This window comes from Planosporangium flavigriseum (genome assembly GCF_011947225.1).
Lineage (GTDB): Bacteria > Actinomycetota > Actinomycetes > Mycobacteriales > Micromonosporaceae > Planosporangium > Planosporangium flavigriseum.
In genome coordinates, this window is sequence record NZ_JAATVW010000005.1 from 16511 (window position 1) to 37072 (window position 20562).

18 protein-coding genes and 1 pseudogene are annotated in these 20562 nt (G+C 68.9%); 13 read left to right on the forward strand and 6 right to left on the reverse strand.

The features are described 5' to 3' along the window. Positions 1-40 precede the first annotated feature (40 nt). The 3 genes from HC028_RS09090 (at position 41) to HC028_RS09100 (ending at position 1844) form a co-directional block, all read left to right on the forward strand. A complete protein-coding gene (locus tag HC028_RS09090) occupies positions 41-244 on the forward strand; it encodes an Lsr2 family DNA-binding protein (protein ID WP_168075240.1) in 204 nt (67 codons plus the stop codon). Between the two features lie 198 nt (positions 245-442). After that, positions 443-1159: a polyamine aminopropyltransferase gene (locus HC028_RS09095; RefSeq protein ID WP_168075242.1), complete on the forward strand. Its 717-nt coding sequence runs from the start codon at positions 443-445 to the stop codon at positions 1157-1159. A gap of 382 nt (positions 1160-1541) precedes the next feature. Then, entirely contained in the window at positions 1542-1844 is a 303-nt protein-coding gene (locus HC028_RS09100) for a DUF4193 domain-containing protein (protein WP_168075244.1), read from the forward strand. Between the two features lie 9 nt (positions 1845-1853). Here HC028_RS09100 and HC028_RS09105 read toward each other — a convergent pair whose 3' ends face one another. Then, the gene (locus tag HC028_RS09105; protein ID WP_168075246.1) at positions 1854-2072 is read right to left on the reverse strand and encodes a hypothetical protein; all 219 of its coding nucleotides are present in this window, start codon (positions 2070-2072) and stop codon (positions 1854-1856) included. 1124 nt (positions 2073-3196) lie between these two features. Between HC028_RS09105 and HC028_RS09110 the strand changes: the two genes are divergently transcribed. Then, positions 3197-3565, forward strand: a complete 369-nt coding sequence (locus HC028_RS09110; RefSeq protein ID WP_239075479.1) for a helix-turn-helix domain-containing protein — start codon at positions 3197-3199, stop codon at positions 3563-3565. Between the two features lie 251 nt (positions 3566-3816). Here HC028_RS09110 and HC028_RS09115 read toward each other — a convergent pair whose 3' ends face one another. Continuing rightward, complete coding sequence (locus HC028_RS09115) at positions 3817-4050, reverse strand: hypothetical protein (protein ID WP_168075248.1); 234 nt, start codon at positions 4048-4050, stop codon at positions 3817-3819. A 14-nt stretch (positions 4051-4064) separates the two neighbouring features. On the opposite strand from HC028_RS09115, the gene HC028_RS09120 reads away from it, so the two are divergent. The 6 genes from HC028_RS09120 (at position 4065) to HC028_RS09145 (ending at position 12150) form a co-directional block, all read left to right on the forward strand. Next, positions 4065-4712, forward strand: coding sequence for a YceI family protein (locus tag HC028_RS09120; RefSeq protein WP_168075250.1), 648 nt, complete (start codon positions 4065-4067; stop codon positions 4710-4712). A gap of 703 nt (positions 4713-5415) precedes the next feature. Then, complete coding sequence (locus tag HC028_RS09125) at positions 5416-5748, forward strand: cupin domain-containing protein (RefSeq protein WP_168075252.1); 333 nt, start codon at positions 5416-5418, stop codon at positions 5746-5748. A 179-nt stretch (positions 5749-5927) separates the two neighbouring features. Further along, on the forward strand, positions 5928-7922 hold the full coding sequence (locus tag HC028_RS09130) for an aconitate hydratase (RefSeq protein WP_168075254.1): 1995 nt from the start codon (positions 5928-5930) through the stop codon (positions 7920-7922). A 203-nt stretch (positions 7923-8125) separates the two neighbouring features. Next, entirely contained in the window at positions 8126-8860 is a 735-nt protein-coding gene (locus HC028_RS09135) for an SMI1/KNR4 family protein (protein ID WP_168075256.1), read from the forward strand. Between the two features lie 1314 nt (positions 8861-10174). Continuing rightward, the gene (locus HC028_RS09140) at positions 10175-11308 is read left to right on the forward strand and encodes an acyl-CoA dehydrogenase family protein (RefSeq protein ID WP_239075478.1); all 1134 of its coding nucleotides are present in this window, start codon (positions 10175-10177) and stop codon (positions 11306-11308) included. After that, complete coding sequence (locus tag HC028_RS09145) at positions 11305-12150, forward strand: phosphate/phosphite/phosphonate ABC transporter substrate-binding protein (protein WP_203981330.1); 846 nt, start codon at positions 11305-11307, stop codon at positions 12148-12150. Before HC028_RS09140 ends, HC028_RS09145 begins: the two co-directional genes overlap by 4 nt. Here the strand turns inward: HC028_RS09145 and HC028_RS09150 are convergent. Continuing rightward, complete coding sequence (locus HC028_RS09150; protein WP_168075260.1) at positions 12138-12653, reverse strand: hypothetical protein; 516 nt, start codon at positions 12651-12653, stop codon at positions 12138-12140. The genes HC028_RS09145 and HC028_RS09150 overlap by 13 nt on opposite strands. Positions 12654-12733: 80 nt before the next feature. On the opposite strand from HC028_RS09150, the gene HC028_RS09155 reads away from it, so the two are divergent. Next, a complete protein-coding gene (locus HC028_RS09155; protein ID WP_239075477.1) occupies positions 12734-13717 on the forward strand; it encodes an integrase core domain-containing protein in 984 nt (327 codons plus the stop codon). A 105-nt stretch (positions 13718-13822) separates the two neighbouring features. Here the strand turns inward: HC028_RS09155 and HC028_RS09160 are convergent, their stop codons facing one another. Continuing rightward, positions 13823-15424 (reverse strand): cation:proton antiporter, encoded by a 1602-nt coding sequence (locus HC028_RS09160; RefSeq protein ID WP_168075262.1) that lies wholly within the window; start codon positions 15422-15424, stop codon positions 13823-13825. A gap of 188 nt (positions 15425-15612) precedes the next feature. Further along, on the reverse strand, positions 15613-15984 hold the full coding sequence (locus HC028_RS09165; RefSeq protein WP_168075264.1) for a hypothetical protein: 372 nt from the start codon (positions 15982-15984) through the stop codon (positions 15613-15615). A gap of 173 nt (positions 15985-16157) precedes the next feature. On the opposite strand from HC028_RS09165, the gene HC028_RS09170 reads away from it, so the two are divergent. Further along, entirely contained in the window at positions 16158-16553 is a 396-nt protein-coding gene (locus HC028_RS09170) for a hypothetical protein (RefSeq protein ID WP_168075266.1), read from the forward strand. Between the two features lie 62 nt (positions 16554-16615). Next, positions 16616-19171 carry a protein translocase subunit SecD gene (gene secD / locus HC028_RS09175; RefSeq protein WP_168075268.1) on the forward strand — a complete coding sequence of 852 codons (2556 nt, stop codon included), beginning with the start codon at positions 16616-16618 and terminating at the stop codon, positions 19169-19171. Between the two features lie 62 nt (positions 19172-19233). Here secD and HC028_RS09180 read toward each other — a convergent pair. Beyond that, a pseudogene (locus tag HC028_RS09180) lies at positions 19234-20355 on the reverse strand (IS630 family transposase). Between the last annotated feature and the right edge of the window lie 207 nt (positions 20356-20562).

Genomic DNA, 20562 nt, shown 5'->3' on the forward strand with positions numbered 1-20562 from the left:
TGCTCGACGGTCAATGCAATTGTGGGAACGAACGACTTTGATGGTTAAGCAGACGATCCATGTGCTGGTCGATGACATCGACGGCGGCGAAGCGGACGAGACCGTTGCATATGCCGCCCTTGTGGACCGTTACCAGAGTCGGGCCATCCGCGAATGGGCACAGGGTAAGGGAATCGTGGTGTCCGACCGGGGACGCATCAAGCAGGAGATCGTCGACCGGTACCAGGCCGAGGCGGGCCGCTGACCGACCGGGCCTCGGCCCGTCCGCCGCCGAACCGGTGCCCGATGGGCCGGTCCTGTATCGGCGGCGCCGGCTGCAGAGCTCTTATTCTGCGGGTTCGCGGAGCCGAAGTGGCGTCCGCATGCGGCGCTCTGCCGTGTCCGTGGCGGGTCCGCGCTTCCTGCGCGCCGCCTGCCTCACAGTATGGAAAGGATGTGCCGGATGACCTCGCGCTTCGTGGAGCTTGCCTGGCGCGAAACGCCGATGGGCGCCATCAGTCTGCGGCGAAGACTCGATCCATCGCTCAAGGTCGAGGTGTACGAGGCCAAGCTCGACGATGAGTTCCTCATGTCCAGTCTGTTCACCGTGGCCGAGGTCGAGCTCGCCCGACTTGGCCTGGCCGACGCGGCAGGAGCTGACCTCGATGTCGTCGTCGGTGGCCTTGGCCTCGGCTACACCGCCCGGACGGTGCTGGCGGACCGGCGCGTGCGCTCGCTGGCCGTGGTGGAAGCCCTCGACGAGGTGATCGAGTGGCACCGACAGGGGCTGCTGCCGTTCGCCGCCGATCTGACCTCGGATCCGCGAACCCGCCTCATCCAGGGCGACTTCTTCGCCATGGCCGACAGCGCTGAGGGATTCGACCGCGACGAGCCGGGGCGGCGATTCCACGTCGTCCTGGTGGACATCGACCACACCCCGCGCCACCTCCTGCACCCGAGCCACGCCGCGTTCTACACACCGCAGGGCCTGTGTGGTCTCACCGACCACCTGCATCCCGGTGGAGTCTTCGCTCTCTGGTCGAATGATCCGCCCGATGAGGACTTCACCGCCGTGCTCGCGGAGGTATTCGCCGCCCCACAAGCACACGTCGTCAGCTTCCACAACCCGCTGCAGCAGCGCCGGGCAACCAACACGGTCTACGTCGCCAGGATGGCGTAACCACCGCATCGTCATCCACCAGCGGTGCCGCCACGCCGGTCGACGGCGGCGCGCCGTCTTGGACAGGTTGACGATCTACCGGCTGGAACGGGCCTGGGGGTCGTCCGGGTGCGCGGCGAATATCCGCCATCCGCTGAGCCTCAACTTTGACCGCTGACGGTTTGCCGCTTTACCGGAGGGCGCCGGATGGCAACGACCGATCCGGGTGGCCGTCTCCTGGTGGCTTCGGAACCGGGCACGGCCGGAGGAGTGTCGATTCCTTCTCCGTCGAGACGGCGATCACTGCGAGCGGCGTACTCCCCTCCGACGGCCGGCGCTACCCTTCCAGCGCGGTGACCGATCGGCCGCGATACACCACGGACCAAGGCGAGAGGCCACCACAATGAGCAAGCCCATCGACTACGACGCACCGCGCCGACCCGCTGTTGAGGTTGACGACGACGGACTCGAGGAACTCAAGGCGCGCAGCACTGCGGAGCGGTCACCGAGAGTCGACCTCGACGAGGCCGAGGCGGCCGAGACCTTCGAGTTGCCCGGCGCCGACCTGTCCGGCGAGGAACTGACCGTGACGGTCGTGCCGATGCAGCCAGACGAGTTCCGATGCACCCGCTGCTTCCTGATCCACCACCGCAGTCAGCTCGCCGCCCAGCCAGACGGTCAGGAGGTGTGCCGGGAATGCTCCTGACGTTCGCCGTCAGGGCACCAGTTCCCGCCACTCCGGACGACCACCCAGCCATGCGTCGGCGAGGATCTCCGCCGACGACCGACTCGGACAGGGGTGTACCTTCGACCGGCCCGCGGCGCCGCCGGTCTGCGCCTCGACTTCCCATCGCTGGCCGTCAGTGCGGATGTAGACGTCACGACGCCCCCGCGAACTCCGGTTTCCGTTCCACCAGTGGCGCTCGATTCTCACTGGTTGACCGTATAGCACTGGGTGTGAACAGGCTAACCACAAGGATCTTGGAAACGTGGTCGGTAGTGATCGGGCAACCATGGATCATGAACGAGAGGCAGACGCCTGACTGGGCCGGCGTTGAACGCATTCGGGCAGACCGCCTTGTCCGCGACGCCGCGCGCATGCCTGTCCGGGTGGATGTGCCGCACGGCCAGTGTCCCCGGTGCCGTCGTACCACGGCCGAAGCATGTGATGTCGTCCCGGCGTGGCGCGCACCTGCCCGACCGACATGCTGGTCGCGATCAGCATGTCGGCGGGCTCGGTCGATACGTGCCCGATCAGGTCGCGGTCGAGCGCGTCGAGGGCGAGGTTCCTCGGGTCGGGTGACAGTTCCCGTACGGCAGTCGCCACCGCGTCTTGTCGCGTGCGCCGACGTTGGGGCCCTACCGGGCGGCGCACTGCGCCGGTGTGGGTACCCGGCTGGTGTCGACGGGCACCTCTGGCCGCGCCCAGGTCGCGGTCGCGTCGGCGATCCAGCCGGCCGGGTGGCTGCGGTGTCGGTGCCGAGTACGGGCCGGTCGTCACCCATTCGGGTACCGGCGAGGCAGTGGGGGCCTGCTCCATCCGCCGTCCCAGAAAATATGTCCTGACGGGACTAGAAATCAGGTCTCGGGTCGGCTAACTTATCTAGAGTTGATGAAGGGGTTCGACGGTGAACGCCGAACGGGAAGCCGGTCGCGCGAGCGGTGCGCCGGTTGGCCCGTCGGGTCGGCAGCGTTGGCTTTGTCGCATCGATGTGATGGGGTCGCTGGCCCGGTGGCGGAAAGGCCTGATCGTCGGGGCCGGACCGCCTCAGATGAGCACTGCCGAGTTTGGGCATCGGATGGGTTTGAGGAAGGAGGTCAGACATCGATATTGCAGCGGTGCGGCCTCGACCGTTGCGGTCGGCGCGACTGTGTATTCGGTACCCGCGTCCTTGATCGTGCGGGAGGCGCCCGCAGGCGCTCCGCTTCACCGTCACTTCTGTAGTGAGGCGTGTCGTGAGCGCATTGTGAAGTCAATAGATGGTGTTTTACCTCCGTTGGGCCCCGGCGCTGTTCATCTCGCGCCGGGGCCCCTGATCGCGTTGAGGAAGGTGATACTTGGCTGACACCAAGCCGGCGTCGGCCGGCAAGTTCGATGACGTGCACCACCCCGCCTACAGCATGGGTGCCGCCGCCGAGATACTCGGTGTCACGCCCAGCTTTCTGCGCGGTCTCGGCGAGGCGGGACTGCTCACGCCGCACCGCTCCGGCGGTGGGCACCGGCGCTACTCCCGTCACCAGTTGGAGCTGGCGGGCCGGGCCCGCGAGCTGGTTGACGAAGGCATGGCCCTCGCTGCGGCCTGCCGGGTGGTACGCGCCGAAGATCAGCTCGACGTGGCCCGCCGGCGCATCACCCAACTCGAGGACGCCGCCCGGAAGGTTGCGCAACCCTCGGCCGGCGACCACGCCGAGCCGGGCGTCCGGTGACACGTGCGAGCCGGCCGCGTGCCACTGGAGCGGGAGCCGGGCTGCGGCGACCTGCAGCACGGACCCGCCGTGACGCGGTACAGGCGCAACGCCCTGGCTAACACTGTCCTGCGCTGATCTCGTTCGGCGGGGAAGCATTCTCGGCCGCGCCGCCACGTTTCTCACCCGCACCCCGATGACAGGAAATCGCGGCTGCTCCGCATGCCGCCCGGCCGGGGCGTAGTAGCCCGCGCGTCGGTCCGACCGGACGATCATGTGGTCGTGTCGGTCGACCGGAACCTGCCGCCCGCGATCTCTTCGACACGTCTCAAGAGGCTGGGCGTCAGCTCCTCCGGCTCGTGATCAGGGATGACGATTTCCGCCCTGGGCCCTGCCGTGATCTTGCATCCGGTTGCGGGGATGAGCGCCAGGAGCCACAACCTGATTCGATCTGCCTGCTGGTCGGTGAGCGTGAGTTGCTGGTCTTCTGCCATAAGCCGGATCACGTGCAGACTGTCCCATGTTGGTGCGTGTTCCGGGTACCGACGGAGGCGAGATACCGACGGCGTGGTCACCCGCTCGCGCCATCCTCGACGGGACCAACGGACGTGCCCACTCCTACCGCTGTGGCACCTATCCGGAGACGACCATGATCCGGTCAACGCCGCCCACCCCCGCAACAGGCACCTACCGCATCGCGGCTGCCCGCTCCACGGTCGGGTTCCAGACCAACCACCTCTTCGGCCTCACCAACGTGGCCGGCACGTTCGCTGTCCGCTGCGGCCACATCGTCATCGCCTCACCGGTAACCGCGTCGCGCGCGACCGCGACCATCGACGCGGCGAGCTTCAGCACCCTCAACCGTCGACGCGACGCGGCCGTGCGCTCGGCGAAGTTCCTCGACACCGCCCACCACCCCGACATCACCTTCACCTCGCACGGTCTGCGCCGCTATGGCAGCGAATGGGTACTGCACGGCGACCTCACCGTCCGCGCCACCACCCACCCGGTCGAACTCACCATCGAGCACATCCAGACCCGAGACGGCGAGCTGCGCGCGCAGGCCACCGCCCTCATCGACCGCTACGCATTCGGTCTCACCAAAGCCAGAGCCATCACCAGCCGCTACCTCAATGTCATCCTCGACGTCACTGCCACCCGCAACTGAAGCCCAACCCAGCACTGGCAGCCTCTCAGCCCATCACGGCGCCTGGGCCAAATCGACTCGGCGCTGGCCCCCTCAGCCGCCTGCCCGCCGTACATCCCGGTCAGGGTCGTGGGGTCGGACTGGTCAGGCTACGGGGCGCCAACCAGATGACGTCGGCGCCGGCCGACATCGGGACCGGAAGGCGATGGCACCTCCGCAGCCGGCCCGGCCGCAACAGCCGGATGCGCTACGCCTTGGTGGGCACATATGACCTGCGCGGCGGGAACGCCGTGCCCGGCGGGGATGCCGAATGTTCAGGAGCGGGACGTTCGGCCCTGTAGCAGGCACCGTGGTCGGGCAATGGTTGGTTCGTGGCGGGATCCCGATGTGTCGGTCCCTTCGAGTGCACTGCTCGGCGGGTGCGCCCATATTCGACCGGTCCCGGTACGGACCAAATTCGGAGCCGTTTTGACAGGTCCGCTCGGGCCATGCCATGTCACCGCCGAACGCCGCACCACGGCGATGCGCTGCTGGCCGACGCGATGCGGCAGTTCGCTGCCGATCGTGCACGGTGTCCCCGCTGCGCCTACGCTGGACAGCTTCAAGATGGTGAAGCGGCTGCGGCTGGTGCGAGGACAACCAGCAGTTCCACAACTTCATCGCCATTTGAACCTGGGCGGCGCCACCTCGTAACCCGGACTGCGGCTTGCGGAAAGGTTCAACCATGGAGAAGTTGTCACTGACCGCTCTCGCTCGCCAGCACCTCGAAACTGCCAGGCAGGAATCCAGCGGCCGCAGTGCCCACACCGTGTACGGCGGCCACGAACACGTGCTGCGCCAGACCGTCATGGCGTTCACCGCGGGTCGCAGGCTCGATGAGCACGAGAACCCGGGAGAGGCCACCGTGCACGTGCTACACGGCCGGGTGCGCCTGGCCACGGCTGACGCCTCCTGGGAGGGCTCGCCGGGAGACCTCATCGTCGTGCCGGCCGCCCGGCACACCCTGGAGGCGTTGGAAGACGCCGCGGTGCTACTCACGGTGGCTAAACACCGCTGACGGCGGTCGCGCGTCGCACACCGTCCATTTCCCCGCACTCCCCAGGACTGCCGGCAGAGATCCAGGTAACGCCGGTAGGCGCTGAGGGTACCGAGGAGGCGCGCTTGCGGTGGCACTGAGCGCGTTACGCATCGAGCATGGATAGTGACAGACCGCGTCGTCCGGAGGAGGGCAGCGGGATGGGACGCAGCGTTGCTCAACAGCTCATCGCGGCACATCTGGTCAGCGGCGAGATGGTCGCCGGCCAGGAGATCGGCATCCGGGTCGACCAGACCCTGACCCAGGACGCCACCGGCACCCTGGTCATGCTGGAGTTGGAGGCGCTGGGCCTGGACCGGGCCCGCACCGAGGTCAGCGTGCAGTACGTCGACCACAACCTGCTCCAAGCCGACGAGAAGAACGCCGAGGACCACCTGTTCCTCCGGTCCGCGGCCCGCCGCTTCGGCCTGTGGTTTTCCAAGCCGGGCAACGGCGTCTCCCACCCCACCCACATGCAGCGCTTCGGCAAGCCCGGCAAAACCATGGCCGGGTCGGACTCACACACCTGCGCCGCCGGCTCACTGGGCATGCTGGCCATCGGCGTCGGCGGACTGGAAGTGGCGCTGGCCATCGCCGGCCAGCCACTGCACATCCGGATGCCACACATCTGGGGCATCCGGCTCACCGGTGAGCTGCCGCCGTGGTGCTCAGCCAAGGACGTGATCCTGGAGCTGCTGCGCCGCCACGGCGTCACGGGCGGCCTGGACCGGATCATCGAGTACCACGGCCCGGGACTGGCCCACCTGTCGGCGATGGACCGGCACGTCATCGCCAACATGGGGGCCGAACTCGGCGCGACCACGACAGTGTTCCCCGCCGACGACGCGGTGCGCGCCTTCCTCCACTGCGAGGACCGAGATGACGACTTCACCGAAGTGACCGCCGCCGCCGACGCCGGCTACGACGTCACCGACGACATCGACCTGTCCACGCTTGAGCCGCTCATCGCCAGGCCGTCCTCGCCCGGCAACGTGGTGGCGGTGCGCGAGGTCGCCGGGTGCGAGGTCAGCCAGGTCGTGATCGGCTCCTCGGCGAACCCCGGGCTACGCGACTACGCGATCGCCGCCGCGATGCTCAAAGGGCGTCAGACCAGCGACGCGGTCAGCTTCGACGTCAACCCGTCGTCTCGGCAGATCTTCGCCGACCTGACCCGCATGGGCGCCACGTTCGACCTCATCGCGGCCGGTGCCCGTATCCACCAGGCCGGATGCATGGGCTGCATCGGAATGGGCCAGGCCCCCGCGCCCGGGCACAACTCGCTGCGCACCTTCCCGCGCAACTTCCCTGGCCGCTCCGGCACCAAGGAAGACGCGGTCTGGCTGTGCTCACCGGAGACCGCGGCGGCGTCCGCGCTCACCGGAGTGATCACCGACCCGCGTGACCTGGCCGCGAAGCTCGGCCTGGCCTACCCGCAGCTTGCGTTGCCGCAGAAAGCGTCAGTGAACACCGCGATGCTGGTCGCGCCCCTGCCGCCCGAGCAGGCCAGCATGGAGGACCTGGTAAAAGGGCCCAACATCTGCTCGCTGCCGGACTTCCCCGAACTGCCCGACCGGATAGCAGCGCCGGTACTGCTTAAGGTGGGCGACAACGTGTCCACCGACGAAATCTCTCCCGCCGGTACCCGGGCGCTGCCGCTGCGCTCGAACATCCCCAAGCTCGCCGAGTTCACCTTCACCCACGTCGACGCGGACTACCCACGCAGGGCGCAGGGGTGCAAAGGCGGCAGCGGGCACCTGATCGTCGGCGGGCACAACTACGGCCAGGGCTCCTCCCGCGAGCACGCCGCGATCACCCCGCGCTACCTGGGCCTGCACGCCGTCCTGGCCAAGTCGTTCGCCCGCATCCACTGGCAGAACCTGGCCAACTTCGGCGTCCTCGCGCTCGAGTTCGCCGACGAACGCGATTACGACCGCATCGACCCGGGTGACACGCTGGTGATCGACGGGCTACGGGACGCGCTTGCGGACACTCGACAGCTCGCCGTGACCAACTCTCGAACGCACGAGCAGTACCCGGTGCGCCACGGGCTCTCGCCGCGCCAGGTGGAGATGGTGCTCGCCGGCGGCCAGATCCCGCTGCTGGCCCGCTCGACGAAAACCCGCGACAACGACGAAACGCCGGCGCTCACTGCGTGACCCGATGATCACGCCATCATGTGGGCGGCTGGCCGGCACTGTCATGCACGAGCTGACGAGCGTGGCGGCTACAACTCGCCGCGGACCCGCTCGACCTGCTGCAGGTCGCGTCGCCCTGGTCACCCGCAACCGCTCGCCCTGCCGTTGACGCATACGCACGGCGCACCGCATGCTCACCCGGCCGCGCGGGTAGAGTCGGCAGGATGCGGGGCGGATTCGACCTCGCCCGGGAACTGGCCGCCGGCCTGACCGACCGGCAGGCGGCGTGGCGCTTCATCCGGGACTTCGCCGCCAGCTGGCTGACCCCGTTGGCCGACGGCGACGGCTGGAGCGACGCCGAGCTGGATGCCGCCGAGCGCCGGCTGGGGGTGCGGCTGCCGGCGGCGCTGCGGGAGGCGTACGGGCTGTTCGGGCGGCGCCGCGATCTCACCAGCAACCAGGACACGCTGCTGGACCCGGCCGAGCTCTACCTGGAGCCGACCGGCGAGGCGCTGATCTTCCGCGCGGAGAGCCAGGGCTTCGCACACTGGGGCGTACTGGCCGCCGACCTGAATCAGCCCGACCCCCCGGTCATGGTCAAGCTCAACCTGCGCGACGAGCAGGCCGAGTCCTGGGACGCCTGGCTGGGCACGTTCTCCGCGGCGTGCATCGAGATGGTGCTGTCGGAATCGATCTACGCCCGGGGGAAGCTCGGCGACGCCAAGGCACAGGACGACGCCGAGGCCGAACAGCTCGAGCAGCGCTACGAGCAGCTCGCGCTGCCCGACTACCCGACCCCGCCGGTCGGTGGCGCGGCGGTGCGCTGGTTCACCGGCCCCGACGTGGTGCTGCGTGACGACCAGCAGGGCTGCCTGTGGGCCCGCGCCCGCACCGCTGCGGCCCTCGAACGGATGCGCCGCAACCTTCCCGGCTACTGGGAGACGGCCGACCCCGGCTAGCAGCGCGACCCGCATGTGCCGGTGCTCATCCTTGGCGCCCGGCAGAAAGGCGCCACCGGCATCGGCTGGTCATGGCCCAGATGACCGCGTCGCGCAGCCACCAACCCGAACTGCGCTCCGTACCGTCGATCTCGTGGTGCTCGATGGTGCTCGGATGTTCGGCACCTGACCAGCACAACCGGTGCCAAGCCAGCAGGCGGACGCCGACGTTGCCCCCGGCCGGATCCGCGACCGAGCGTTCGCGGCAGCGCCACGCCCCGGACCAGCGGATACGCGAAGACGCGTCGCAGCACCGACAAGCGCGAAACGGTACGCACGAACCGACTCGTTACGCACTATATGAGCGGTATGTCCGGTTCCGACTACGGATCAGATGGTCCCAACGCCAGGAGAACTGCCGGGCCACCCACGATCTAGTTGGTAGATCATCTCTGTGGACCAATCGTGCTCTCGACCTTGATCATGTGCCTGCCTCGATCGAGATTGCGTCGGCTTGTCGCCTGGCCGCCGTCGACGACCGGCACCGACGGCTGGTCGGCTGCCAGCAGGTCAACTCCGACTGGCCGTTCCCCACCACACCAATACATCGATGATCTACGTGCGTGCGAGCGATGTGTCAGCAATAGTCGGTGAGCTACGGTGCGCGCCCCTCGGCGACGATGCGTGCCCGTGATCGTCGAGCAAGATCACGGCGGTCCGTGTGATCGGTGTGCGATCGCTGGTCGGTCCCGTCGCTGCTGATCGGCGGTGACCGTCCCTGCCGCCCGCTGATCGTCGCTGGCAGGTACCCTAGTGCCCGTCGCCCTCGTAGCTCAGGGGATAGAGCAACGGTTTCCTAATGAGCAGCGCCAAACGTGACCGCAGGCCGGTGGCCTGCGGTTTCTCGTTTCTGGGGCCCGATTCTGGGGTCGCAATTGGCCGCACGTGCGCTCCCTAGTTGAAGATCAGTCGGATGCCCTATGTGGGGCGGCGCCCTATCCGGTGAAGAAGCCGAGGATCTTCAAGGAGAAGGTCGTCCAGATGCACCTGGCTGCCTTCGGCGTTAGGCTGACCGCCGAGTGGGGACCAGGTTGGCTGTTCCGCCGTCCCCGGTGAAGGACCGTACAAACCAGACCCTTGCCGGCACCAGTCAGCTAGCGGCTAGCGCCCACGCCGTCAAACTCGCCAATCGCCATCGGCGCGATTCCATGGTCGGGATCCGTTTCGCTTCACGTCGCCCCACCGCAGCACCGATCCCATAGGTCGCCGTGCAGGGGACCTGGTGTTGCCGTCCGTGTTTGTTGACACTGGTCCGCACCAGGAAGGGAGTACGTGGTGATTGATCGGTTGCGCCAGGCGCTCGACGAGGTCATCGCCGACGTCGTGGTGCCGCTGGCCACCTGCGTGGACCGCGACGGTCAGTTTCCTACCAAGGCGATCGACGCGCTCGGCGCCGCGGGCGTTCTCGGGGTGACCGTACCCACGGCAGCCGGAGGTGGTGGTCGTGGGCTGGAGGATGCCGTCGACATCGTGGAGCGGCTTGCCGAGGTGTGCGGCTCGACGGCGATGGTGGTGATGATGCATTTCGCGGCGGTGCCGGTCATCGCTGCGCACGGATCGAGGGAGGTGCTGGCGCAGATCGCCGCCGGGCGGCATCTAACCACGCTGGCGTTCTCCGAGGCCGGGTCGCGCAGTCATTTCTGGGCTCCATTGGGCACGGCCGTCGCCGCAGGCCAGGACGTGACAATGTCGGCTCGCAAGAGTTGGGTGACCTCTGCCGGCCAGGCCGACAGCTATGTTTGGTCCAGCCGCCCATTAGCGGCCGAAGGCCCGATGACGCTGTGGCTCGCCCCATCGGGCACCGCAGGTCTATCGGTGGCCGGTCCATTCGACGGGCTGGGCCTTCGGGGTAACGGCTCCCGCCCGGTTCGGGCGGAGGCGGCTCGGCTTCCTCGCTCGGCGATGCTCGGTGCCGACGGGACGGGCTTGGATCTTGCGATGACGTTGATCCTGCCCTGGTTCCTTGTGCTCAACGCCGCGTTCAGTGTCGGTCTGGCCGAGGCTACGGTTCGTGAGGCGGTCGGGCACCTGACGGGCGCACGCCTGGAGCATCTCGATCAGATGCTGGCCGACCAGCCGGGTATCCGCGGTGACATCGGCCGGATGCGCATGAGGACGGACACCGCGCACGCACTCCTTGCCGACACGCTGACAGCGCTGACGACCTCGCGCGCCGACCAGATGCTCCGGCTGCTGGAGGCCAAGGCCGTCGCCGCCGAAGCCGCGATCGAGGTCACCGACCTTGCGATGAAGACATGTGGTGGGTCCGCGTTCCGCAAGGAACTCGGGATCGAACGGCGGTTCCGTGACGCCCGAGCTGCTCGCGTCATGGCGCCCACCACCGACCAGCTGACGGACTTCGTCGCACGGGTCTGTCTGGGTATGCCGTTGCTGGACGGTGGCTCATGAGTGCGGAACTGGTCATGGGCGCGGTCTGCTACGACGCCAAGGTCGTCACCATCTGGACCGGCTTTCGGCACTGGCTACGCGAACATGACCTGCCGTTCGATTTTGCGCTCTACTCCAACTACGAGCGCCAGGTCGAGGATCTGGTCGCCGGACACATCCACGCCGCCTGGAACTCACCGCTGGCCTGGGTACGCGCCCATCGATACGCATCCGCGCGCGGTCGGCACGTGCGGCCGCTGGTCATGCGCGACAGCGACCGGGATCTCACGTCGGTGTTCGTCGTACGCGCCGACTCCGCCATCGACAAGCTCGATGATCTGGATGGCGCAACGGTCGCCACCGGGGCGGTCGACTCGCCGCAGGCGACCCTCATCCCGCTGCAGCATCTGGCCGAACTGGGGGTCAGCGTGACCGCGCGTCGCTTCGACATCGGCGTCGGCCTGCACGGCGACCATGTCGGTGGGGAGCGGGACGCCGCCCGCGCGCTCATGGCCGGCGAGGTCGACGCCGCCTGCCTGCTGGACGCCACCCATCTACTGTTGACGAGGGAAGGCGTGCTGCCGCCAGGGGTCACCCGCATCGCCGGCCAGACCCCGCCCTACGACCACTGCAACATGACTGTCATCGACACCGCCCCGACCGCGCTGGTGGACCGGTTCGACGCGCTGCTGCGGAGCATGTCGTTCGCCGACCCGGCGCTTCGACCGCTGCTCGAGCTTGAAGGGCTCACCTCGTGGGAGCCTGGGCGCACCCGAGGGTACGACGCGCTGTCGGTGGCCGTTGACCGGATCGGTTTCTACGGAGCCTGTGGGGAGCTGACTGCACAGGGTTACCGGCCGTAATGGAACACCGGGTCGACCTCGGTGACCTGGGCTTCGACCGCGGCGCGCACCTGCTGCTGCGCAGAGCGTTGGCGCCGCTGCCACCCGGTGCGTACCTGACCGTGGACGGGCGTGACCCCGCGCTCACCGTCCACTTGCGAGCATGGTGTCGATCCGAAGGTCACCGGATGGAAGACCCGATCGCCGGTACCCACCGGTCCAGCGTCGCGGTTGTGGTGCGCGGCGATCGCCAGGACGCCCGATGGAGCGGCGCCGTGCGAGCGGGCAGCAGCGTGGCCGGCGCGGTCGTGACGCATCCACCGGCCCATTGGGGACTCGCCCCGCGCGGGGTGCTCGTCGAGGATGGCGGCCCGAAGCCGAACTTCGACCTCGATGACAGGGACCTCGTGTGGGCCGATGTCGTGCCCCGGCTGTACGTGTGCGGCTCGAATACTCCGTTCGGCTGCGTGAAGTGCGGATTTGTGCATGCTCGGCGCTGGCGTGGCCGACACTATGGAGGCCATGAGCGCGTCCTTGGTGTACCTGCTGCTGCGGCAGGTTCTGCAGATGTTGACGCAGCTCACCCGAGATGGCGGGGCCAAGGATGTGGAGATCCTGGTGCTCCGCCATCAGCTGGCGGTGCTGCGCCGCCAGGTACACCGCCCCCGATCTCGAACCCGCCGACCGGGTGGTGCTGGCCGTGTTGTCGCGGCTGCTGCCTCGGCCTCGCTGGTCGGTGTTCTTCGTGACCCCGGCGACGCTGCTTCGTTGGCATCGTGAGCTGGTCGCCCGGCGGTGGACGTACCCGCATGCGCGGCCCGGCCGGCCACCGGTTGATAAGCAGGTCCGTGAACTGGTCCTGCGGCCGGCCGCCGAGAATCCCTCGTGGTGGCATCGGCGTATCCAGGGTGAACTGGCCGGCCTGGGCTACCGGGTCGCGGCGAGCACGGTGTGGAAGATTCTTCACGACGCTGGGGTCGACCCGGCGCCGCGGCGGTCCGGGCCGACCTGGAAACAGTTCCTCTCTACCCAGGCGCACACGATCCTGGCGTGCGACTTTTTCACCATCGACACCGTGTTCCTCCAGCGGATCTACGTCCTGTTCTTCGTGGAGATCGCCACCCGCCGGGTCCACGTCGTCGGGGTGACGGCGTATCCGACCGGTGCCTGGGTGGCCCAGCAGGCGCGGAACCTCCTGATGGACCTCGAGCAACGGGTAGCGGATCTGCGGTTCCTGCTGCGCGACCGGGACACGAAATTCACGGCGGTCTTCGACGCGGTGTTCACCGCCGAGGGCATCGACGTGATCAAGACCCTGCCGCGGGCGCCCAGGGCGAACTCATTCGCCGAGCGCTGGGTGGGCACCGTACGCCGGGAGTGCACCGACCGGATGCTCATCGTCGGCGAGCGTCATCTGGCGGCGGTCCTCAGGGAGTACCTGGCCCACTACAACGGCCACCGTCCACATCGCTCGCTCGACCAGCAGCCACCCAACCCGCAGCTAGAAGTCGTTGACTTGGACGCCGCCCGCGTTCAACGGCGACCGATCCTGGGCGGGCTGATCAACGAGTATTCACAGGCAGCGTAGCCCGAACCGACTTACGAGCCCCACAGGGTTCGATTCCCGTCCGCCTCCGCCACCAGTATGTGGGGTTCGTCGCGCACGGCTGGCGCCCGCCCGTGCCCGGGCGATCTACGCCTGCGGGGCAGGAAGAATGCTCTCCTCGTGGTCAAGTTCGCGTTCCAGAATGCGCATGTCAGCGTCGGAGAGCCGGCCCGCGTCGCGCCAGGCGAGCAGTTCCTCCCGCTCGGCGGCGATCATCTCGCGTCGTGCGTGGAGCGCGGCGTGGTAGTGGCCGTTCACGGGTAGGGTCTCGTCCTCGATCGAGGACAACAGTGTCACCCGGTCGGTGTATCGCTTGTGGCGGGCCTCCGCGGCGCGGCGCAGTGGCGTGATCACCGGTTGCAGCTCGGGGTCGGCGTCGGACAGCTCCGTCAGCCGCTCCAGGGCAGCTCGCACCGCGGCTGCTCGGGCCTGGTTGCGTGTCAGCGCCCGGGTCACCTGGGTTCCGGGCAGGTTCAGGCGGCGTACCAGCGGAGCGAAGGTCAGGCCCTGGCCGATCAGGGTGACCAGAACGACCAGGTAGGCGCAGAACAGCAGCAGGTCGCGGGCAGGGGTGGTGGCGGGCAGCGTGAACGCCGCGGCCAGGGTGATCACACCTCGGGTACCGGCCCAGCTCAGCGCGAGCAGTTCACGTCCGGACAGCGGTGGGTTGCCGCCTTGTGGATCGCCACCGAGTCGGGCGTGCATCCTGGCGGGCAGGTGTGCGCTGACCAGCAGCCACAGCGGTCGTACGAGCAGCACGATGCCGACGGTCACGGCGGCCGCGGAGACGATGGTGCCGGTGGAGTAGGCGCTCAGGCCGCGAATCACCGCTGGCAGTTGCTGGCCGATGAGCACGAACACGTAGCCCTCGAGCAGGAACTCCACCAGGTGCCAGACGGCGCGCGTCTGCAGTCGGGCGCGGCTGGACTGCAGTGACGGGCTACGGTGGCCAAGCCACAGGCCAGCCACGACGACGGCCAGTACGCCCGAGGTGTGCAGCTCCTCGGCCACCAGGTAGACGGCGAACGGGGTGGCCAGGGACAGCACGTTGTCGATCAGTGGATCCGTGATCAGGGCCCGGACGCGGGCGATGAGGAGCGCCGCGATCGCGCCACAGGCCAGCCCGCCGGCCGCGACGAGCAGGAACTGGCCGACCGCATGGCCCACGGAGAAGGAACCACTCACTGCCGCGGCAACCGCGACCTGCAGGATGGTCAGGGCGGTGGCGTCATTGAGCAGCCCTTCCCCTTCCACCAGGGTTATCAGCCGTGGGGACAGGCCAGCGCGCCGGCCGATCGACAGCGCCGCCACCGGGTCCGGTGGGGCGACCGCAGCGCCGATCGCGATCCCCACCGCCAACGGAATGGTGGCCACGACCGCGTTGAGCCCGGCTCCGACAATGAGCGCGGTGGCCAGCACCAGGCCCACCGACAGGCCGATGACCGTGCGCGCGTTGTTGCGCAGTGCGGTCAGGCTCGACTCCAGGGCAGCGGCGTACAGCAGCGGGGGAATGACGACGTAGAGCACGACGTGCGGGTCGAGCGGGAGATTCATACCCGGGAGGAAGCCGTAGGCGATGCCGGCGACGACCAGCAGTACCGAAGCCGGTAGGCCGCTGCGCTGCGCCACGGCGTTGGCCGCCATCACCACGACCAGCCCGCCGAGTACCAGCGCTATCGTCTCGACCATCAAACATCCTTCCGATCGAACTTCAGCACTGGCATGCACCGAACTGGCGCGTCGGCGTGCTGCGGGGGTCGGGTTCTGCGTCCATGAGGCACGGCAGGCGCCGGCCGCGCTCCGTGCGCTCGCCCGGGCCGGCGTGAGAGCGCACGTGGCTCTGCCCACCGCTCGCAGCGGTGAGCCGGCGAAGATGTTCAGACCAGACGCGGCGGGGCGCGCCCGCGCGCTGCCGCCGCCCACGACGCGGCGGGCAGCAGCCACGGCGATGACGCCGTCTTTGGCCAGACCCGGGAGAGCAACGCGGCCAACAGCGCCGACAGGACGGCCATGAACAGCAGTACCGGGCCGTTGTCGCGGCTCGTCGTCAGCCGCGGTTGACCGTCTCCCATGCCGGCGCCCGGGGAGGCGCTGACCGTATCGGCGAGCATGACGGCTGACAGCGACCGAGAGGTGTCACCGGGCCCGGTTCGGCCGCCGCCAGTCGGGCGGCATACGGCGGTGACGAAGGCCAGCAGCAGCACCAACAGTACGGCGGACAGCCTCCACCGTACCTGCGTGCGCCGCACCAACGGCTCCCTTCGTCTATGTCGCTGTTGTTTCCAACCCTACCGAGTCGTTGACGGGATCGATGGCGTCACCACCGATCGTGTCGGCTGCGACCGCCGTGCCAGGGGCGCATCGGGTGTGTACCGGCAGCCGGGTCCAGTACCGTTTGGGGTTCGAGGTGGAGGTGGGGACGGTGGCGGAGCGGGTGGCGCGGCAGCGTCGGCGGGCGGGTTGTCTGCCGATTCTGTTGGCTCTGCTGCTCGCGATGGTGTCCGCGACCGTCAACCCCGAGGTGGTGGACGCGCAGTCCGCCGCCCCGGCGGGTGTTGCGCTCAGCGGCGTGGTGGCTCCCGTCCAGCCCATCGCGACCGGCGGCCGACCGGACGTCCGGCTGGTGGCCAAGCGCGGCGGTACCTGGATCTCGGTGGCCTTCGCGGCCGCCGGATGCGTGGTCGCCTACCAGCCGTCGCCGCCCAAGGGCCGGTGGTCCGCCCCAGCCACCGAACATCACCAGTGCAATGCCGGCCGAAGCGACACGTACCGGGGTCGGGGCCCGCCCGCGGTGGGTGACTCCCGCGTCCTGACCTGATCCGGGCACCTTCCCGACGCGCGGGGCGGCGCCCGCCTGCTCTCTTCGAGGAGACCATTTTCGTGTCGCGCGCTACTGCCGTGCGCGCATTTCTCGCCCTTGTCATACTCGCCGTGTCCGGGTGGCTGGTCGCCGCCAGACCGGCGCGGCTGGGGCTGGATCTGCGTGGCGGAACTCAGATCGTGTTGGAAACCCGTGACGGTGAGCTGGCCAAGGCCACCGCGAAAACCACCGATGACGCCCTGGAGGTGCTGCGCCGGCGCGTCGACGAGCTCGGCGTGGCCGAGCCGACCCTCGCGCGCTCCGGCGAGCGTCGCATCATCGTCGAGCTCCCCGGCGTCACCGACCCCAAAGAGGCCGTCGACGTCATCGGTCGTACCGCCCAATTAACGTTCCGGCCCGTGCTCGGGATCGCGCCGCAGCAGCCCGACCCGACCCCCGCACCCAGCGGTACCCCGACGCCGGCCCCGAGTGAGAGCCCGACACCGGCCCCGAACGGGACCCCGACGCCGGCCCCCGCCGGCACGCCAGCACCGGACACCTCGACGAGTCCGGGCACCGCACCGGGGTCCAGCGGCGGCGAACTGGTGCTTCCGGACGAGAGCGGGCAGCGGCTCCGGCTGGGCCCGGCGGCCCTGTCCGGCCAGCAGATCAAGGGCGCCGAAGGCCAGCCCGGTCAGTTCGGCGGCTGGCAGGTGACGATCAACTTTGCCGGCGCGGGGGAGCGCGCCTGGCAGCAACTGACCGGCAAGGCAGCCTGCGCCCCGGCCGGCGACCCGACCCGCCGCGTCGCCATCGTCCTCGACGACAAGGTGATCTCCTCACCGCAGGTCGAGCAGACCGTCGCCTGCGACGTCGGGATCACCGGCGGCTCGACGGTCATCACCGGATCGTTCGGCAAGGAGGAGGCCAAGGACCTCGCCCTGCTGGTCCGCGCCGGGGCGCTCCCGGTCCCCGTGGAGGTCATCGAACAGCGCACCGTCGGCCCGACGCTGGGCAAGGCGGCCATCGAGGCCTCCGCGCAGGCCGCCGTCATCGGCCTGATCGCCACGATCCTGTTCATCGTCGCGGTGTACCGCATCGTCGGCGGGCTCGCCGCGGTGGCACTGGTCGCGTACGGGCTGATCTCCTACGCCGCGCTGCTGGCGCTCGGCGCCACGCTGACACTGCCCGGCCTGGCCGGGTTCGTCCTCGCGATCGGCATGGCCGTCGACGCCAACGTGCTGGTGTTCGAACGAGCCAGGGAGGAGTACGCCGGCGGCAAACGCACCCTGCGCACCGCGATCCGGGGCGGGTTCGCCAACGCCTGGTCGGCGATCATCGACTCCAACATCACCACCCTGCTCGCCGCCGGCCTGCTGTTCTTCCTGGCTTCCGGTCCGGTACGCGGCTTCGGAGTCACGCTGAGCATCGGCGTGGTCGTGTCGATGTTCACCGCGCTGGTCCTCACCCGCGTGCTCGCCGAAGTGACGCTGAAGCAGGGCTGGCTCGCCAAGCGGCCCGGTTGGAGCGGGCTGGGCAACGTCGGCTGGGTACGCCGCACCCTCGAGCGGAAGAACCCCGACCTGATGGGCCGCGGCCGGCTGTGGATCGCCGTCGCCGCGGTCGCGGTGGTGCTGGCGGTGGCCGGCATCGCGGTACGGGGACTGAACTTCGGGGTGGAGTTCACCGGCGGTCGGCTGGTGGAGTACAGCACCAGCCAGCGGATCTCGGTCGACCAGGCCCGCACCGCGGTCACCGGCGCCGGTCTGTCCCAGGCGGTGGTCAACGAATCCGGCGACGGCAACATCTCGGTGCGCGCGGGCGGCTTCGACGACACAGGCGAGCAGAAGGTGCGCGACGCGCTCGCCAACGCGGGGGCCGGCACGGTGGAGCGGCTCCGCGACGAGCAGGTCGGCCCCAGCCTCGGCGACGAACTGCGCCGCAAGGCGTTGATCGCACTGACCATCGCGTTGGCGGCCCAGCTGGCCTACCTCGCGTTCCGGTTCCGGTGGCAGTGGAGCGCGGCAGCCGTCCTGGGCATGGCCCACGACGTGCTGATCCTCGTCGGCATCTTCGCCTGGCTCGGCAAACCCGTCGACGGGGTCTTCCTGGCCGCGCTGCTCACCGTGATCGGGTACTCGGTCAACGACTCGGTGGTCGTCTTCGACCGGGTCCGCGAACTCGTCGGCGCGGCGAAAAAGGAGCGGCGCGACCGGCGACCGACGTTCGCGCAGCTGGCCAACACCGCCTGCCTGCAGACCGTGCCCCGTACGGTGAACACCGGCATGGGTGCGCTGTTCATCCTGATCGCGCTGGCCGTCCTCGGCGGCGAGTCGCTGCTCGACTTCGCCCTCGCCCTGCTGATCGGCGTGATCGCTGGTACCTACTCGTCGGTGTTCGTGGCCACCCCGCTGGCCGTCACGTTCGAAAACCGCCCCGGCGGTCTCGGTGCAGTCCTGGGCCGCCCCGGCACCACGAGAGGGCGGACGTTGACGCGGACGCCGGACGCGACCTCCGAGCCTGCGGCGGCGGAGACGGCGGAGACCGCGGCGACGGTGGTGGAGAGTCCGACCGGGGCGGCCGGCCGCACCACCGGCAAGGCGACGGCGGTCAAGCGAAAGAGGCCCAGACGATGAGCCACGACACGGTCGAACAGCGGCTCAGCTAGTGCTCTGACCACAAACGTTGGTGGTATGGGTCAGGCTGCGGTCCGGGTCGAGGGCTGGCCCCATCGTCGTTGGCGTTCAGAGCGGATGCGGGTGCGTTCGCGGCGTTGTGCGGCCAGGACGTCGGGGTGGCGGGCGTTTGCGTTGCGCCAGCGCAGATAGGCGTGGATGGCCTTGATGGACGCCGGGTGGTTGGCCCGGTTCGATCCTGCGATGGTGAACATGCAGGGGCCCGAAGTGGGCCTCGATCGGGTTGGCCCACGAGGAGTAGGTCGGGGTGAAGCACAGCTCGACCTTGTTCCGGGCGGCCCACTGGCGGATCGCCGCGCCGCGGTGGGCGGACAGGTTGTCCAGGATGACGTAGATCGGCGCCCCGTCCGGGCGTGCCCGTCGGATCGACTTGAGCGCGGCGAGGGTGTTCGCCGCGGACTTTCGGCGGTGGACCACGCCCCACAGCGTGTCGTCGCCGACGCTGTAGCAGCCGTGGAACTGCCGCACGCCGTGCAGCTTGTGGTAGTTCGCCGGCAGTCGGTCCGGATGCCCGGCCGGCGCCCAGCCCGCCCCGGCGTGCGGCCGGGCCGCGAGGGGCCCGAACTCGTCGAAGGCGAACACCCGGTCAGGAACCTCGGTCATGACCTGCTCGATGCGGGCGAGCTTGATGTCGCGGTCGGGGTCGTTGGACTCCTTCCACGTCTTGGTGCTCTGGAACGTGAGGCCGTGCTTGCGCAGCAACTGCCGCAGTCGTTCCCGGCCCACCCGCACCCGGCGGGTGCCGTGGTTGTGCGCGAGGTAGTCAGCGAGTTTACGCACGCTCCACAGGGTGAACGGCTGCCCAACGCTTCGGGGCGGGTAGTGGCCGTCGCGGCGATGACCGCGTCGTCGTCTTCACTGATCAGGCGGGGACGGCCACCCGCCCACTGAGGGTCCAGGCTGGCCATGCCGATCTCGTTGAACCCGTGGATGACTTGCCGCACCGAGTCCTCGTCGGCCTGTACCAGCCTGGCGATCACCGGCACGCTGTTGCCGCCGGCCGAGGCCAGCACGACCATCGCCCGACGCAGCTTGATCGCCGAGCCGGTCCCTCGTCGAGTGATACGCAACAGCTGCTGCCCTTCCTGGTCAGTCAGCCGCCGTACACGCACGGGTTCTGCCACCCGCACAGCCTGCAACCCCGCACGCTGCCCGCCTGGGAGGCCGGGCGGCGTGTCATCCAACACCGTGAACGTCTGTGGTCAGAGCACTAGCACTGGCGGCTGGTCGCCGCCATTGGACCAACGCCCACCGGCCGTCTCGTGGTTCCAATACATCGATGATCTTCGTGCGTGCGAGCGATGTGTCAGCAATAGTCGGTGAGCTACGGT